Here is a 17,282-nt window from a genome sequence, read left to right on the forward strand (position 1 = left end):
TAGTTGGTAATCCTATTATTTGTTTAAAGGATTCCACATAAGAAAAAGTTGCTACAGAAGTAACTTTGGTATCATTAAATTTTGCTTTCATGTTTAAAAATCTAATTTTCCTCTTTAAATTTTTTTGATTTTGTTGTAAACTATTCATAGAAATCACCCTTTTGTGTTTTGGTTTTGCAATTATATTTTAACACTAAAAAGGGATGATTTCTTTTAATTTTTTTGAACAAAAAATTCTTTAATTTCAATGCCTTTCGGCATCACTTGCCGAATTCAAGTTAAAAACAAAAAAATAATTTTTTGTTATAATGTATTTAAGGAGGTGGTAGAATGAACCTGTTATCTGCTGCCATTATTATAAATGCAATTCTTTTAACAACTATCATAATATTAGAAAGAAAAAGGCCAGAAAAAACTATTGCGTGGCTTTTATTGATTGTTATATTTCCTCCACTTGGGCTTATATTATATTTGTTTTTAGGGCGAAATTGGAAAAGGCACAAGCTCAATGAGGAGTTTTCTCCTATAGTTAAGGATTTGATAAATAGAGTAATAAACAGGATAGACAAGGAAGACTATAAATATTTAGCTGAACTTCTTGCAAACAATAGTGATAGTCCTTTATTTGTTGATAATGATATTGAAATATTTAGCAATGGAGAGGAAAAATTCAATGCTCTTTTTAAAGAGATAGAGCGGGCAGAACATCATATACACTTAGAGTATTACATAGTAAAGTCGGATGATATTGGAAATAGATTAAAGGACTTGCTAATAAAGAAGTCAAAAGAGGGAGTAAGGGTTAGATTTATAATGGATAGGGTAGGTGCTATTAAATTATCAAGAAGGTATATAAAGGATTTGAGGGAGAATGGAGTTGATGTTGTACAATACTCTTATTTTCTTGCTCCGCTGCTTAGAAGAATAAATACACAGATTAATTATAGAAATCATAGAAAGATAGTTGTTATAGATGGTAAAGTGGGCTTTATAGGTGGTATGAACATAGGAGATGAATATAGAGGACTTGGTAAGATAGGGGAGTGGAAGGATTTACATATAAAGGTTACTGGAGATTTTGTATTAGGACTTCAGGGAGTATTTATTGATGATTATATGGCTGTAAAAAGGATAGATGATGGTGAATTTTTTATGGAGGGAGAATTTGATAAGTATTTTCCACCAAGTGAAAAGTCAAAGGGTAAAATAATGCAGCTTGTAAAGAGTGGACCAAACTCGGAACATCCTGCAATAATGCAGGGTATAGTTAAAATGATTTATATGGCAAAGAAGAAGATTTATATAACTACACCATATTTTGTGCCAACCGAGAGTGTTATGGATGCACTTAAAATAGCAAAATTAAGTGGTGTAGATGTAAAAATACTTTTTCCTGGTAAATATGATCACTTTTTAGTATATCACGCGTCTAAAACGTATCTTGAGGAGCTTGTAAGATGTGGGGTAGATGTTTATTTTTATAATAAAAAAGCCTTTGTACATTCTAAAGTTATGACCATAGATGATTCCATATGTACTATAGGTACAGCAAATATGGATATACGAAGTTTTGAGTTAAACTATGAGGTTAATGCAGTAATTTATGATAAAGATACTACATTGAAAGTAAATGACCTATTTAAAAAAGATTTAGAAGAAAGCAGGAGGGTAGATTTAGAGTATTTTAATTCCGAACCTAAATACATAAAAATTATAGATGGTGTTTGCAGAATTTTCTCGGAGCTGTTATAATAGTTTTACTTTTCAGTAAAAGGCTAATTTGTTATACTATTTACAAATAAGGCAGCATAAGGAGTGATTTTATGAGTAGAGTAGGCTCTAAAATAAAGCAAGAAAGAATAAAGGCTAATCTTTCGTTAAAGGAATTAGCAAAGAAATTAGGAATATCGGAAGGTTTTCTTCAGGATGTAGAGATTGGGAAAAGAGTAGCAAATGAGAATTTGATAAAAAGGGTTGAAAAATTATTAAATGTTAATCTAAGTGACTCACTTTTTGAAGAGGTGGATGAACCTATTGAAAATATAAAGGAATACAGAGAGCCTGTTAAGGTAAATAAACAGTTAGAGGATGCCTTTTCAAGTATATTAAAAAAGATACCGGTATGTGATTTATACCTAAAGGAAATATATGACTATAAGTATTTGCCAATTAAAGATAAAAAGGTTGAGGGTCTTAATGCTGAAAAGATATTTTACATAATTGCACCAGATGATTCTATGAGGGGGTTTAGAATAGCAAAGGGAGATAGGGTTATGGTATATTTAACTCCTGAGCTTGAAACAAATTCAATTTATGTAATAGAATTAGAAGGAAAGAGAATGATAAGACAGCTAAAAAGGTTAGATGCTAATAGGGTGTTATTAATTTCACAAAATAACGAAATAAAAACTGAAAGCAAAGATATAAAATCCTTCAAAATTATAGGCAAATGCATAAAAGTTGAGTTTGAATTATAAAATTTAAAGGAGTAGAGCTTGTCTCTGCTTCTTTTGTTTTACAAAACTTTGTTAAAATATTAATATTAATAAAAATTCATAATTTAAAGTAATAAAGTAGTTGAAATTTTTAATAAAATGAATTATGATATATAAAAAATTACAAGTAAAGGGGGATTCGTATGGAAGAAAGACGTGAAAATTGGGGGAGTAAATTAGGCTTGATTTTGGCTATGGCTGGTAATGCAGTAGGTCTCGGTAATTTCTGGAGATATCCTTACCAGGCAGCTAAAAACGGCGGCGGTGCATTTATGATTCCTTATTTTGCTGCACTTATAATGTTAGGTATTCCCCTAATGTTAGTTGAATGGAATCAAGGACGCTACGGTGGTAAATATGGACACGGTACATTAGGACCTATGATTTATCTACAAGCAAGAGAAGGTGTAAAGCCTAAAACAGCTGCAGTTTTAGGTGCTATTGCGGGTATGTTTGCCTTTTCAGTTACAGTTTTATTAAACAGCTATTATAACCACATAATTGGATGGACTCTTGGTTATTCTTATATGTCTGCTACAGGTCAATATATGGATAAGTCAATCAAGACAGGAGCTTTCTTTGGAGAGTACTTAATAAACCCAGGTAAGTCATTAGTATTTTGGATTATTGCAGTAGCTATCCTTGGCTTTGCAGTAATGCGTGGAATTCAAAAGGGTATTGAAGCTTGGGCTAAGGTTATGATGCCAACAATATATATATTTGGTATTATACTAATAATTAGAACTCTTACATTAGGTGCTCCAGTTAAACCAGACTGGACTCCTATTGCGGGACTTGATTATATTTGGTCTCCAAAATGGAGTGAACTTAATGCAAAATCTGCACTTGCAGCGGCAGGACAAATATTCTTTACATTATCGCTTGGTATGGGAATTATACAAAACTATGCATCATACCTAAAACCTGATGATGATATAGTAGTATCAGGACTTGCAACTGTTTCATTAAATGAACTTGCAGAGGTAATACTTGGAGGTACAATTGCTATTCCTATATGCTATGCATTCTTAGGGCCAGAAGGCCTAAGTGCAGGTGTCGGTTTATCCTTTGTTGCACTTCCAAATATATTTAGAGCAATGGCAGCGGGAAGATTGTTTGGTACACTATGGTTCCTATTACTTTTCTTTGCAGGATTTACAAGTGCGATTGCTATGTACAACTATTTAGTTGCTCTACTTGAAGAGGAAATGGGAGTAAAGAGAAGTGTAGGTTCTATATTAGTATTTGTTCTTTATATAGTAGTTGGTCTACCTGTAGCATTAGAGGGCATTATTACTAAGAAGGCAGAGCTTTTCTATTTAAGTGAACTTGATAACTGGGTAGGTAGCTACTTCTTAGTTGTATTAGGACTACTTGAGGTAATTGTTTCTGGATGGTTAATGGGAGATAAGGCACTTGAGGAAATGAACAAAGGAGGATACTGGAAGGTTCCAAAATGGTTCTTTAATCTATTTGTAAGATTTTTAGCACCAGTTTATATAATTATACTATTAGTGTGGTCTACAATTAACTATTATAGGGATGGATATTTTAAGCTTGTTCCAAAATTTGCTGAACAAATTCCAGAGCTAATTCCTTGGGTACAGGGGGCAAGAGTAGTTATTTTTGTAGTTCTAATTATAGGATTTGTACAATCTTATAGAAGTATAAAGAGAAAATACTTTGAAGAAATAAAGTCTGGCAAAGTTTTAGTTGTTAGATAGGAGGGGTAATATGTCAGGTGGAGCTCTTGCTTTTATGATAATATCCTGGGGACTTATACTGGTGGCTTGTTATGCTACAATGGCAGCGTTGTTAAAAAATAGCAAATAATAATTGAAAAAAATACAGGAATGGTTTAAAATATATCTAACCATTCCTGTTAATTTTTATAAAATACTGAAAATTATAAAATGTGTTCTAAATACCTACTCTTTGGGGGTGTAAATATGCAGATGGTTAATATTTTAAAGAGTTTATATGAAAGAGTTGAAAAATTAAAATTAGAGGAAAAAAAGAAAAACAAAATTAATAAAGCTTTGAATAGGTTGATTGAAGAATATTCAAATATTGATATAGATACAAACAATGAAATATATAAGGCACTAATTAAAAAGGGAAAGGATGTGTTAAAGTCTACAAGCAGTGTTGATATTGAAGGTTATATTAGGTATTGTGAGGCTGCAATTTATGATTTTAAGGGGGACTTAAAACCATTAAATTACCTCTTTAGAGCATTTTTAATTACATCAATATTGTTTATGATTTTAGCACCACAGTATTTTGGACCAATACTTCCTTTGATTTTTATATTACCTATATTTTTGGGTATTAAAGGTTTGAAAAAGAGGAGTGCAACGGGGCTTACCCTTGCCTTATCTGTTTTACCTATGGGGCTTTTAACCTCTGTTGCATCAATAAAAAATTCAATACTTGCATTAGGTGAAGGAAATAAGTTTTATACTGAACTGGCACAATTTTATAAAATTAGTTTATCTACTGCGAAGGGATTGTTTTTGGTATTTTTTATTCTTTCAATTGTTTTAGCCTTTACATCAATTTATACTTTTGTAATAGGTGTTAAGCATAAGAGGATGTTTGTATAGCTATTACAATAAAGGTATTGGGGAGAATGGTGTAATGAACAAAAGGTTTAGATATTTCATATTGTTACTGGGATTTATAGTATTTATTTCATCATCTTTAAAGTTTAATCTTAGTTTTAATTATAATTTTGTCTTTTGGAGTGCGGTTATTTCAGCTGTCATAATGGATTGGTCTCTTCTTTATGTGGGGGAGTTTAATGTTGAATTTACAGAGACAATAACAGTATTTATATATCTATTTTTTGGGGTTTATGTAGCAGTTGTATATGAATTTATCTATACATTATTAGGATTTTTAATAGGATATATTACAGGTAAAAGAGAGTTTAATTTATTAAGGTATCTTTTTAATGTTTCTATGTTTACAATTATTACCTTTATATCAGGAAGATTTGTTGAGATTTTAAGGTATAATATTAAGCTCCCCTATATTACAATGCTCATATTTTCAGCACTAACATTTGACTTTATATTTCTTGTGTTGAATATATTATTTCTTACCATAGATAAAAGCTTAGAACAAAACAAGTTTTTTTCGTTTAAGAACTATGATTTTCCAATATTATCATTAAATCTTATTATTTCAACTACCCTTTCTGTAGTATTATATGTTATACACGGTGCTATTGGACTTGTTGGGTTGATTTTGGTTTTTGGGGTTTTAATTATAATTCATTATGCATTATACTTATATAACAAGATAAACTTTAAAACATCATTAATAAAAAGGCTTTTAATTACGACTGAGGATTTGATAAGACACGGTGATTTAAAGGAAAAATGTGATTATTTATTGTTGCATCTTAAAGAGATAATACCCTACGAAATTGCTTCTTTATATTTCTTTGATGCAAAGAATGAGGATGTGTCATATCCTATTTCCTACTATTCAAATTGCGAGTTGGATATAGGAGATTTGAGTATAAGCTTAAAAAATGGAATAACATTTAATATTATAAAAAAGGGAGATATATACATAAGTAAGAACATAAAAAAGGATGGCAAGATAAAGATAACTGGAAAACTATTAGATTCCATAGATGCAGCAGTTTTTGTTCCGATTAAGATTAATTCTGAAGTTAGAGGTTTAATTTTTGTTGGTGGAAAATCAAATTTGGTTGATTTTCTATCGCAGGATATTAACGATATACTAAACATATTATCAAGTCAAATGTCACTTGCACTTTTAAATTATGATTATATGTTATCTATTAAGAAGGAAGCCGAAACAGATGTGTTAACTGGACTTGGAAATAGAAGGTTGTTTGATAGAGAGATACAAAACCTTGTAAAACTTAAGAATAGATTTTCTCTTGTTATATATGATATAGATGATTTTAAGAATGTTAATGATACTTATGGACATATTGTTGGTGATGAAGTGCTTAAACACGTATCAGGCATAATTAAACGTTCTATTAGAAAAACAGATATACCCTGTAGATATGGAGGAGAAGAGTTAGTTATATTGTTTAAGGATTTATCTAAGGAAGATGCTTTTGTAATATCTGAGAGAATTAGAAGACAAATTGAGGCATCTCAGTTGTTTGTAGGTAATAAAATAGTAAGAGTTACAGTATCGGGGGGTGTGGCTTCCTTCCCGGATGATGGTCATAATGCAAAGGAGATAATTGAAAAGGCTGATTTAATATTATATAATGAATGCAAAAATAAGGGTAAGAATAGAGTTTGTATATATCCAGGTATAGTACAAAGTTAATAATAAGTTAATAAATAATATAAGGAAAATTATGTATAATATAAATAGGGTAAAGAAAGGGGGAAGAATATGAGAGATAGGTTAAAGAACCTGTTTTTACAGGCATATAGGGACTATAAAAATGTTACCTTGAGATTGTTATTGCTTTCTTCAATAGGTGTACAGTCTAAAATATATGTCCTTTTAAACAATTATCGTGGTAAGGTATACCATATTCAATCCCCCATAGATATACTCATACCTTTTAATAAGTATTTTATTGTACCCTATATATACTGGTATATATATCTGGGTTTTGTATTCTTTTATTATGCGGTTTATGACGAGAAGAAATATTATAAGTTATTAGCTGGCGTAAATTTAGGTATGATGATATGTTTTGTTATATATTATTTTTACCCAACTTATGTACCAAGACCGCAGGTTTATGGTGATGATATTTTTGCAAATATGGTAAGGTTTATTTATGAGAGGGATAACCCATATAATTGTTTTCCAAGTATACACGTTTTAGATTCAGTTTTGTTTGCCGTCTATATAAATAGAGACGAAACAATAGATGTAAAATACAAATTATATTCAATGGTAATTTCCTTTTCTATTGTTCTTTCAACTTTATATGTGAAGCAGCATTATTTTTATGATGCAGTTTCTGCGGCAATTTTAGCCTATACTATGTATGTAGTATTTAACTACAAGGAAATTGTTGAATTCTTTAAGAAAAGAGTACTTGTATATATAAAAGAATAGCACGCATAATGCGTGCTATTTGATTGTTGACAAATCTACTTGTTAGTTAAAGTAAGAAAAAGCCCCATGAATGGATTTTAAAAGGCTCTTTTATGAGCTTTAGCAATTATTGCTTTTCGACTTTGAAAAAGTCCGTAATTCAGCACAGGACGTGCTGAGCCGAGCGGCCATCAGGACGATGGCATCGCGAGGGTAGGACTTTTTCAAATAAAGAAAAGCTTAGAATTGCTTAGCGAAATGAACGAATGCCTTAAAATCCTTCATGGGGCTAATCAATATATAACTTTTTCAATAGCCTGTAGAACTCATAATGCGTGCTATTCTATTTTTAAATCATATAGACTTGTATATTGAATATCTTTATAGAAGGTAGAGAGAATCGTTTTATAATTTTCTCCTATTCTTGACTTTTCAATTAAACCATATTGACTCAATCCAACACCGTGTCCATATCCTCCACCATAGATTGTGATAGAAGATAAATTTCCTGATTTAAATTCCCTATCTATGCTGAAAAAAGGAGAGGGGATGCTATCAAAATCCTGCAATGAATTACCGCGTATTCTCTGAATTTCTATCTTTGTCCTTAATCCTTTTTGATATTCTACTGATGGAGTAACTAAACGTTTAATATTATTTGTCCCTTCTATTTTGTAGGTTCCACTTTCAGAAACTATTATCATCTCTTTTACAATACCTGAAGGAGTATGTTTGCTAATATATATATCTTTAATTTGACCTATGCCTTCCTCCTTTATAGAGGCTTTTTTGTAGATGTTAAATATCCATTTTTGCTTAAAAGCCTTAGGGTTGTTTATATAAATATTGTGTATATTTTGATTGATAATTTTAAATAAATTTGCATAAGTTAATGTGTACTTCCATCTAAAATAAGGGGAGGATGAATCAACTGCACTTATTGTCCAGTCCTTAAAGAAGGTTAAAGCAGTTGAATCGTCTGCTAAATCTTTGATTTCTTTGTTTGTATAGTTAGAAAAGGCTAAATAAGGCTTTGTATTTTGTTCTTTTTCTTGCCAAACTTCATCATAGGATGCTCCAAATCCACAGGAGGTCGAATAATATTTAGCATCTATTATTTTACCATTGTAGGTCATAACAATATTTTCTGTCTCTTTTACAGCATTTTTAACTAAATTGTTTGTAGGTTGACTGTTATATACCTGTGAATAGGTAGAATCATCTACGTGAAAACCGTATCTTGCAAATCTTCCGGATAACATATCTGATATAGCATAGGTTCTTGCAGAAACAGCCTGTGCCTTATATCCCTCTACTCCTGCGGAATATGGAACCTCCGATGGAACTACATAAATAAGGTAATCCTCAATAGAGACTATATTTGTAACAATAAATCCTTCCTTTTTTGGTGTGAGTTCAATAGTGCCTGGGTATGTTGGGATATACATATTATCTGTTTTATTTAATGAGTTTTTTTCTATACTTATAAGTGAATTTCTAATTCCAGATATTTTTACTACATTCTTTGTATTTATTAATTTTGATTTTATATTATCTTTATTATCGAGCACGTTTAAAATGAAGTAGTTGTTTGTATATATAATTTGTAATTTATCTTCCTTAGGAATTCTATATATTTGACCATCTATCTCCACCTCAAGTCCTTTTTTTGAATAGAGTTTAATTTGTTGATGTAGATAGATGTTGTTGTTATTTGTGGATATCCCTACCCTTATTGTATCGAGTATAGGAGGTTTATCTACAACTATTAGCTGTATTTTGTCTTCGGAATTAAAGTAATAGGTGTATCCAGAATTTCCCACAACAAAAAAGTTTTTTGATACTGTTTTTGGTTTTCCTTCTTTGTATAAAATATATTGTAAATTTGATGATTTATTATACTGTTTTCCTTCTACTTCTATTGTGTTACCCTGCAGTGAATTAAAGGTTCCACTTATCTTTTTTGCTTGAGTGGCTTCTTTTATAAAAATTCCCTTGAATTTTATGTTATAGCAGTTGTAATTAGGATTAAACATATGCTTTGGTATAGTTATTTTTTTTGTGCTGTTATTATAAAAAATTTCAACATCATAGTTTTTCTTTTTTTCTTCATAATTAATCACTATACCACAATCTATTTTAGATTCTTTATAAAATAGAAAATAATAAGCTGAATATAAAACTCCAGATAGAATTAGAATTAAAAACAGATATCTTTTTATTTTTTTCAAGATCACCACCCCTATCTGATGATGCCGCTTGTGGTTGTAACTTCTATACCCATCTTTTCCAACTCATTGATTAATATGTTTATACCTATAGAATCTGATGGCATATGTCCTGCAACAATTACATTTCCTATGTTCTGTTCTATTACAGCACTTCTTACATCATCGGGAACGTGCATACAAATAATTGTTCCTACACCTGCTTCAAAGTATGCCTTAAATACATTTTTTCCGCCATTTGTTCCACCAGCCATTAATACAGCTATTTTACCTGCATAGTCATCAGGAGCTCCTACACGTATTACAGGTTTTATTGGAGATTTTTGATATTCAGGTATTTCCATCAAAACATCTATGACATCCTTTAGTGTAGCTTTTTGGTTGGAGCTTAGCCTATTATTTATGTGGTTTTGAACATAATTTTCTGTGATAATATCACAGGGCATATGAATGTTCATATATGGAATATTTAGAAGTTTTGCAAAGGATTGAACTCTATCAAAATTTTTTGGATGAGACGCTCTCTCTAATGTACTTATTTTTTCCTTTAGGGCCTTTTGTGCTTTGTTTATTGGAACTCCAAATTCCACCATTTTATCAATTTGTCTATTTAGTACATTATGAAAATTTATTTCTGGAAATCCAGTATGGGGATGGTGACTAATTACTGCGTCATATCCAAGTTGTTTTGCAAGTAAAAGTTCAGGAGTGTCCATATCAACTCCAAATAATACCTTTTTTATATTTTGTCCCTCAACAATAATTCCTGAATCCTGTGGTATTTCGCTAATACCAGCTAAATTAAGAGCTAAGTTCATTATATCTGAAGTAGTTACCATATTATTTTACCTCCTTTTAATTATACATATATAATTTTACCAAATATTTATTGTAATTAACAGTTAAAAAAGAGAATAAAATTTAAAAGAATTGTGAATAGGGGGAATATGTGTGAGGGATGAATTTAAAATAGCAGCGGTTTTTATAGGAACAATTATTGGTGCAGGTTTGGCATCTGGTCAGGAGATACTACAATTTTTTTCAAGGTTTGGATATAAGAGTTTTGTGGGGATTTTGTTTTGTTTTTTCCTCTACATAGTTTTATCATTAATATTTATAAACTTAGCATATATAAAGCATTTTAGAAGCTATAATGATTTAGTTTGTTACTGTTTAGGAGATAGGTTAGGATTTATAGCAGATTGGATGATAACAATATTTATATTTTTTAGTAACACAATAATGATATCTGGTGGAGGAGCAATGCTAAATGAATATTTAGGTATAGATAAGGCCTATGGAATTATAATAATGGCTTCTATAGCTTTTTTGGTTGCATTATTTTCAACCAATGGTGTAATAGCAATAAACTCCTTTATAGTACCTTTATCTACATCTATAGTTTTAATACTTGGTGCCTTTGTTTTTGTAGAAAATGGGTTTAATCTTAGTATTCCCTATTTCAATAATAGAATTATATATGGCTCAGCAATACTATATTCGTGCTTTAACTTTATGACAGCAGTAGGTGTTTTGTATCCTATGGCAAGCGAGGTTAAAAATAAGCAAAGTTTTTTAAAGGGGTGTGTTTTGGGAAGTATAGTGCTTACTTTGCTTGGGATTATAATTAACTATAATATTTTAGTTTATTATCCTGCAAGTTTTAATAGCGAAGTTCCTAATCTTTATATAGCAAAAAATTATGGACCTTTATTACCACTTTATTTAACAATAATAATATGGCTTGAAATGTTTACTACAGAAGTAGGATGTTTGTATAGTCTATCAAGAAGAATACAGCTTTTTTTAAATAAAAGTTATTTTATATGCTTAATTTTAATATTAATCGTCTCTATTCCCTTTTCGTTTATAGGATTTTCCAATTTAATTAAGCTTTTTTATCCACCCTTTGGATTTATAAGTTTGATAATATTATTAGTTGGAACTATAAAATATATTATCTTAAGAAAATAGAATTAAAATATTATAAATACAAATACTAAATATAAAATACTAAAGATAGGTGATGTATATGAAAAAATTATTAGTTTTAGTTTTGTCAGTTTCATTAATCCTTTCGGCATCCTGCAGTAACAAAGGAGAAAATCAAGAAAAGAAAAACGATAACAAAGAACAGGTAATGAAGATAGATGAAAAACAGGCAATGTCTTTTATTGATAATTATTTAAGATATGTTTTAAAGGGAGACTATGCCGCCTTAACAGGTTATTATACTGAAAAGCTTAAGACTTCTATAAAAGAAGTAAAGACACAGTCAAATCCAAGACCAGTTGCCTTTAAAATTGGAGAAGGAGATATAGAAAAGGATAGGGCTGAGTTTAAGGTTACAATGTTTCACGCCTATGATGGCAAACCCTATTATTCAGTAGACTTTTTTAAGTATGTTGTAATAATGGATAAGGATAAATTGCTAATTGACTCTATTGATAAGGAAAACACGATAGATATATATGAACAGGACAAAACTCTATTTAAAAGGGATAAAGACTCAGGAAGAGGGGAAAAAATATTTACGCTTAGGGATTTACCTACCTTTGTTTATTCTAAAGAGACTGTAAGGGAACAAAAATATGAGGTGCCAAAAAAAAGTTTTGGACCTTGTGCAACAACAGAGGACGGTAAATCAATATTAGTTAGTAGTATTGGAGAGAATAGTTATTTAGGATATATAAAGATAGTAGAGTCTAAAGAAGCGTTTAAGGTAGCACAGGGTGAAGAGGAAAAGAAAAAAGATGGAGATGGAAAGGCACAGGGCACAGAAGAGGAGAGTAATAAGGAGGAGGAAAAGTCAAAAACAAATTTTACTGTAAAGGATATAGACTTTTACTTCAGTTCTACTATAACCTCTGTTATTTTTTCACCCAGTGGGCAGAGTCTTGTAGTTGAGGTTAAGGATAAGAATGGTTTATCATTTTTATCATTATATAAATCTTCAGGAGAGAAAATGGATTTGAAATTAGAAAGAAGATTTCCAAAGGATAGGTTTTCCCTTACAAAACCATATTTTGTTTCAGAAAATGAACTTGTGTTTTCGGTTGTTCCTTCAAAAAATGCAACTGATGAGGAGGCTAAATTAAAGGGGGATTGGGTTTTAGATATACAAAAGGGTGATACAAGCCAGATAAAATAAAGGTTATTAGAATAACAAACTTGTAATATCTATTATAATAGAATATAATTTAATTAAAAGAAAATTTAGAAAATTGAAGTGGGGTGTTTTTATGGTGGGCAGGGGCAGTAAGGTTGTTAGCTTAAAAGTTTGGAGATTAAAGAAAAAATGTAGAGGGTTATTTTGTTTTATTGAGTTTATAAAGGGTATATTTAAAAGACAAGTTAAAAGGCAGAATAAGAAGATAGATTATAAAAAACCTGTAAATAATTAAGTTTGTTTAAAATGTACAAACTATTCATATATCTTTGCTATACTAAATAATAAAGAAAAGTTATACAATAATAAAAAAAGACAATCGAGGGGGAATAGTATGGCAAAGGTTGTATTAAAAAATATTTACAAAATCTATCCAGGCAATGTAGCTGCAGTAAAGGACGTTAATCTTGACATTGAAGATAAAGAGTTTATAGTATTAGTTGGTCCATCTGGATGTGGTAAGTCAACTACACTTAGAATGATAGCAGGACTTGAAGAAATATCATCAGGTGAACTTTATATTGGAGATAAATTATGTAATGATGTTCCACCAAAGGATAGAGATATAGCGATGGTTTTCCAAAACTACGCACTATATCCACATATGACAGTTTATGAAAATATGGCATTTGGATTAAAATTAAGAAAGGTTCCAAAGGAAGAAATAGATAAGAAGGTAAGAGAAGCTGCAAGAATATTAGATATTGAACATCTTTTAGATAGAAAGCCAAAGGCTCTATCAGGAGGTCAAAGACAAAGAGTTGCACTTGGAAGAGCAATAGTGAGACATCCAAAGGTATTCTTAATGGACGAACCACTATCAAACTTAGATGCAAAACTAAGAGTTCAAATGAGAACAGAAATATTAAAGCTTCATAAGAGATTAGATACAACATTTATATATGTTACACACGACCAAACAGAAGCTATGACAATGGGTACAAGAATAGTTGTTATGAAGGATGGTATAGTTCAACAAGTTGATACTCCAAGAAGAATTTATGATCATCCAGCAAATATGTTCGTTGCAGGTTTCATAGGAAGCCCACAAATGAACTTCATAAATAGCAAAGTTGTAGAAGAGGGTGGAAGATTATTTGTTGTATTTGGAAATACAAAGCTTCCAATACCAGAAGATAAAGCTAAAGTTGTTAAGGAAAAGGGTTATGTAGGCAAGGAAGTTGTATTTGGCATAAGACCTGAACATATAGATGATAGTACAGATTTCCTAAATGAATTTAAGGACAGCACAATTGATGCTAAGGTTGAAGTTATGGAACATATGGGTTCAGAAACATATCTATACTTAGTATGTGAAGGAAATAATATAGTAGCAAGAGTTGAACCAACAACAAAGGCAAAGATAGATGCAAATGTTAAAGTTGCTGTTGATATGAATAAAATGCATTTATTTGATAAGGAAACAGAAATAGCTATACTATAAGGAGAGGATAAGGATGGCATTCTGCGAAAATTTAAAATCAGCATTAAAGGCTAAAGTTTCTATATATGATTCAAATGGCAATATAGTAGATGGTGAAGACTTAGGTTTTGTTTTTACAAAGGATTTAGAATACAAGAATGGTATAACCTATATAAATGCTTCAAAGTACATCATTGCAATTTCAAAGGAGATATCGCAGGATGCTATAAATTTAGTTAGGATGATAGCTTTAACTAATATAGAAGAGGCTGCAGGATTTATGCAGCCTCTTGAATATATTTTGAAAAATGATGTACAGAGCGAAACTTTAAGAGGACGCTTCTCTGACTATTCGGTTCTATACATAAAGTCAAAGACAAACTTTAAGGAGTTATTAGAGAGTATATATGAATCAACAGATACAAGTATTATTCAGGATGATGAGGGTATATATATAGTTAAGGTTATAGATGATTTAGAACAAGAGGCTGACTCAATTATTGATGGTATATCTCAGGAGACGGGTTCTAATGTACTTATAGGTGCCAGCAGAAGAGTAGGAGCAAGTTATACAATAAAGGATGCTGCAAATCACGCAAAGCAGGCAGCAAACTTGGCAAGTATATTAGGTTTTAAAGAGGGATTTTATCATATTGATAAAATGTTAATGTATGGTATACTATATTCGTGCAGTGATGAAGCAGTAGAATACTATATGAATGGTGGATTTAATGGATTTTATGATGTCATAAAGGACAAGGAGCTTTTAGATACTGCAGAGGAGCTTTTTAAATGTCACCTTAATGTAAGTGAAGCCTCAAGAAAGCTCTATCTACATAGAAATACTTTACTTTATAGATTAGAAAAGATAAAAAATCTTACAGGACTTGATATAAAAAGGTTTGAGGAAGCTGTTATATTTAGAACTGTTGTAGCACTTTATAAGTTAAAAAGGAGATAGGTGTTATGGTAACAATAAAAGAGGTAGCAGAAAAGGCGGGGGTATCTCCATCTACTGTTTCAAGAGTAATATCCGATAGTCCTCGAATAAGTGAAGAAACTAAGGCTAAAGTAAGGAAGGTAATGCAGGAATTAGGGTATCATCCTAACGCAATTGCAAGGAGCCTTGTATGTAGAACTACGAATACTATAGGAATAGTTATGCCAAGAGCGGCAGAGGATGTATTTTTAAATCCTTTTTTCCCAGAGGCACTAAGAGGGATTGCAAAATCTACCCACGAAGAGGGATATTGTATACTAATTACTACAGGAAATACGGATGAAGAGCAGCTTGAATCACTCAATGCAGTTGTAAACGGTGGAAGAGTAGACGGAATTATTTTGATGTATTCAAAGATAGATGACCCAATTTTAAAGGCTGTTAAGAAGATGGAAATTCCCTTTGCGATGATAGGAAGACCGCCAAAGGGAGAAAACTGTGATTTTGTAGATAATGATAATATAGATGCAGCCTTTAATGTTACTGAGCATTTAATAAAGATGGGACATAGAAGAATTGGTTTGATAAATGGTTCATTAAATTTGGTGGTTTCTTTGGATAGATTTGAGGGATATAAAATGGCTTTGAATAAACATAATATTGAGCTTGATGAATCAATTATTGTTTCAAGTGAGTTTGTCCAAGAAGGCGGATATGAAGGTATGAAAAAGATATTACAAAGTCCTAATCCTCCTACTGCTATTATTACAACAGATGACTTAATGGCATTTGGTGCTATTAAGGCAGCAAGAGAAATGGGTGTTAAGATTCCAAAGGATGTTTCTATAATGAGTTTTAACAATATACCTTTATCAGAGTTTGCAACACCAGCCTTAACGTCGGTTGAAATAAATGCATATACTTTAGGCTATGAAGCAGCAAAAATAGTAATTGATAAAGTAAAGGGAAGATGTAAACAAAAGATAAAGAAGGTACTTAAGACTCAAATAATATATAGAGATTCCATAGCTGAAAATATTAATAATAAATAAGGAGGATATATAAGCCTCCTTTGTGTATTTTAGGGGTGATAATATGAAAATAAAATCGTTTCCTACTTTAAATAGTATTGAGGAAGAGGATTTAAAGGGAACAACAGCAGTTGTAATTGATGTTTTAAGAGCAACATCGGTTATAACTACAGCGGTATATAATGGGTGTTTAGATGTTGTTCCGGTACTTGAGATAGAAGATGCATTAACCTATAAAAATGAGGAGGTTTTATTAGGGGGAGAAAGAAGGGGATTTAAAATAGAAGGCTTTGACCTTTCAAATTCACCTCTTGAATATAATAGGCAAAATGTTGAGGGGAAGAGGATAGTTTTTACTACTTCAAATGGCACAAGGGCAATAATAAAAGCTAAATATTGCGATACAATATTAATTGGAAGTATGCTAAATGCTAAATATTTAGCTGATTTTGTTGTTAAAAATGGTAGTGATATAAATATTATATGTTCAGGTACTGATGGGGACTTTTCTATAGATGATTTTTTGTGTGCAGGTAAGATAATATATGAAATCAATAAATTAAAAGAAACTGATATGACAGACTTTGCTACTTTGGCGTATTTGACTTATATGAATAACAGAGAGAATATATTTGAATATTTAAAATATGCAAGTCATTATAAGTATATGATGTCAATAGGACTTGAAGAGGATATAAAGTATTGTTTTAAAGAGGATATTTTAGATGTTGTCCCATATTTTAAAGATGGAAGTATTAAAAAGTATCCCTTATAAAAGGGGTGAGATTGTTGACAAACCTACTTGTTAGCTAAATTTTGAAAAAGCCCCATGAAAGGATTTCAAAATGGCATATTTCATGAGCTTTAGCAATTATTGCTTTTCGACTTTGAAAAAGTCCGTAATTCGGCACAGGACGTGCCGAGCCGAGCGGCCATCAGGA

Annotated in this window: 15 protein-coding genes; 13 read left to right on the top strand and 2 right to left on the bottom strand. The window is 31.0% G+C overall.

Translation table 11 applies throughout. The features are described from left to right. Positions 1 to 330: 330 nt before the first annotated feature. The 6 genes from cls (at position 331) to A3M9_RS13780 (ending at position 7,571) form a co-directional block, all read left to right on the top strand. Complete coding sequence (cls, locus tag A3M9_RS0110875) at positions 331 to 1,752, top strand: cardiolipin synthase (protein ID WP_027309246.1); 1,422 nt, start codon at positions 331 to 333, stop codon at positions 1,750 to 1,752. 71 nt (positions 1,753 to 1,823) lie between these two features. After that, positions 1,824 to 2,477: a LexA family transcriptional regulator gene (locus tag A3M9_RS0110880; RefSeq protein WP_027309247.1), complete on the top strand. Its 654-nt coding sequence runs from the start codon at positions 1,824 to 1,826 to the stop codon at positions 2,475 to 2,477. Between the two features lie 161 nt (positions 2,478 to 2,638). Then, positions 2,639 to 4,219 carry a sodium-dependent transporter gene (locus A3M9_RS0110885; protein ID WP_027309248.1) on the top strand — a complete coding sequence of 527 codons (1,581 nt, stop codon included), beginning with the start codon at positions 2,639 to 2,641 and terminating at the stop codon, positions 4,217 to 4,219. Positions 4,220 to 4,444: 225 nt separating this feature from the next. Further along, positions 4,445 to 5,101: a hypothetical protein gene (locus A3M9_RS13775; protein ID WP_051350714.1), complete on the top strand. Its 657-nt coding sequence runs from the start codon at positions 4,445 to 4,447 to the stop codon at positions 5,099 to 5,101. Between the two features lie 34 nt (positions 5,102 to 5,135). Next, positions 5,136 to 6,821 carry a sensor domain-containing diguanylate cyclase gene (locus tag A3M9_RS0110900; RefSeq protein ID WP_156897901.1) on the top strand — a complete coding sequence of 562 codons (1,686 nt, stop codon included), beginning with the start codon at positions 5,136 to 5,138 and terminating at the stop codon, positions 6,819 to 6,821. A gap of 69 nt (positions 6,822 to 6,890) precedes the next feature. Next, a complete protein-coding gene (locus tag A3M9_RS13780; protein WP_051350715.1) occupies positions 6,891 to 7,571 on the top strand; it encodes a phosphatase PAP2 family protein in 681 nt (226 codons plus the stop codon). Between the two features lie 317 nt (positions 7,572 to 7,888). On the opposite strand, the gene A3M9_RS0110910 is transcribed toward A3M9_RS13780, so the two are convergent. Next, positions 7,889 to 9,781: a SpoIID/LytB domain-containing protein gene (locus A3M9_RS0110910; RefSeq protein WP_027309250.1), complete on the bottom strand. Its 1,893-nt coding sequence runs from the start codon at positions 9,779 to 9,781 to the stop codon at positions 7,889 to 7,891. An 11-nt stretch (positions 9,782 to 9,792) separates the two neighbouring features. Then, a complete protein-coding gene (locus A3M9_RS0110915) occupies positions 9,793 to 10,617 on the bottom strand; it encodes a Nif3-like dinuclear metal center hexameric protein (RefSeq protein WP_027309251.1) in 825 nt (274 codons plus the stop codon). Between the two features lie 112 nt (positions 10,618 to 10,729). Between A3M9_RS0110915 and A3M9_RS13785 the strand changes: the two genes are divergently transcribed. The 7 genes from A3M9_RS13785 (at position 10,730) to A3M9_RS0110950 (ending at position 17,116) form a co-directional block, all read left to right on the top strand. Continuing rightward, a complete protein-coding gene (locus A3M9_RS13785) occupies positions 10,730 to 11,752 on the top strand; it encodes a hypothetical protein (protein WP_035166466.1) in 1,023 nt (340 codons plus the stop codon). 58 nt (positions 11,753 to 11,810) lie between these two features. Further along, entirely contained in the window at positions 11,811 to 12,929 is a 1,119-nt protein-coding gene (locus tag A3M9_RS0110925) for a hypothetical protein (RefSeq protein ID WP_027309252.1), read from the top strand. 91 nt (positions 12,930 to 13,020) lie between these two features. Continuing rightward, a complete protein-coding gene (locus tag A3M9_RS14680; protein ID WP_156897902.1) occupies positions 13,021 to 13,182 on the top strand; it encodes a hypothetical protein in 162 nt (53 codons plus the stop codon). A gap of 99 nt (positions 13,183 to 13,281) precedes the next feature. After that, positions 13,282 to 14,391 (top strand): ABC transporter ATP-binding protein, encoded by a 1,110-nt coding sequence (locus A3M9_RS0110935; protein WP_027309253.1) that lies wholly within the window; start codon positions 13,282 to 13,284, stop codon positions 14,389 to 14,391. A 13-nt stretch (positions 14,392 to 14,404) separates the two neighbouring features. Next, entirely contained in the window at positions 14,405 to 15,331 is a 927-nt protein-coding gene (locus A3M9_RS14280) for a CdaR family transcriptional regulator (protein ID WP_027309254.1), read from the top strand. 5 nt (positions 15,332 to 15,336) lie between these two features. Beyond that, positions 15,337 to 16,362: a LacI family DNA-binding transcriptional regulator gene (locus A3M9_RS0110945; RefSeq protein ID WP_027309255.1), complete on the top strand. Its 1,026-nt coding sequence runs from the start codon at positions 15,337 to 15,339 to the stop codon at positions 16,360 to 16,362. A 43-nt stretch (positions 16,363 to 16,405) separates the two neighbouring features. Then, positions 16,406 to 17,116, top strand: a complete 711-nt coding sequence (locus A3M9_RS0110950; RefSeq protein WP_027309256.1) for a 2-phosphosulfolactate phosphatase — start codon at positions 16,406 to 16,408, stop codon at positions 17,114 to 17,116. Positions 17,117 to 17,282: the final 166 nt, after the last annotated feature.

This window comes from Caloramator sp. ALD01 (genome assembly GCF_000472625.1).
Classification (GTDB): Bacteria; Bacillota; Clostridia; order Clostridiales; family Caloramatoraceae; genus Thermobrachium; species Thermobrachium proteoclasticum.

Excerpts from the sequence above, each read along its gene's own strand:
- cls (WP_027309246.1), top strand. The coding sequence starts at position 331 with ATGAACCTGTTATCTGCTGCCATTATTATAAATGCAATTCTTTTAACA.
- A3M9_RS0110880 (WP_027309247.1), top strand. The coding sequence starts at position 1,824 with ATGAGTAGAGTAGGCTCTAAAATAAAGCAAGAAAGAATAAAGGCTAAT.
- A3M9_RS0110885 (WP_027309248.1), top strand. The coding sequence starts at position 2,639 with ATGGAAGAAAGACGTGAAAATTGGGGGAGTAAATTAGGCTTGATTTTG.
- A3M9_RS13775 (WP_051350714.1), top strand. The coding sequence starts at position 4,445 with ATGCAGATGGTTAATATTTTAAAGAGTTTATATGAAAGAGTTGAAAAA.
- A3M9_RS0110900 (WP_156897901.1), top strand. The coding sequence starts at position 5,136 with ATGAACAAAAGGTTTAGATATTTCATATTGTTACTGGGATTTATAGTA.
- A3M9_RS13780 (WP_051350715.1), top strand. The coding sequence starts at position 6,891 with ATGAGAGATAGGTTAAAGAACCTGTTTTTACAGGCATATAGGGACTAT.
- A3M9_RS0110915 (WP_027309251.1), bottom strand. The coding sequence starts at position 10,617 with ATGGTAACTACTTCAGATATAATGAACTTAGCTCTTAATTTAGCTGGT.
- A3M9_RS0110925 (WP_027309252.1), top strand. The coding sequence starts at position 11,811 with ATGAAAAAATTATTAGTTTTAGTTTTGTCAGTTTCATTAATCCTTTCG.
- A3M9_RS14680 (WP_156897902.1), top strand. The coding sequence starts at position 13,021 with ATGGTGGGCAGGGGCAGTAAGGTTGTTAGCTTAAAAGTTTGGAGATTA.
- A3M9_RS0110935 (WP_027309253.1), top strand. The coding sequence starts at position 13,282 with ATGGCAAAGGTTGTATTAAAAAATATTTACAAAATCTATCCAGGCAAT.
- A3M9_RS14280 (WP_027309254.1), top strand. The coding sequence starts at position 14,405 with ATGGCATTCTGCGAAAATTTAAAATCAGCATTAAAGGCTAAAGTTTCT.
- A3M9_RS0110945 (WP_027309255.1), top strand. The coding sequence starts at position 15,337 with ATGGTAACAATAAAAGAGGTAGCAGAAAAGGCGGGGGTATCTCCATCT.
- A3M9_RS0110950 (WP_027309256.1), top strand. The coding sequence starts at position 16,406 with ATGAAAATAAAATCGTTTCCTACTTTAAATAGTATTGAGGAAGAGGAT.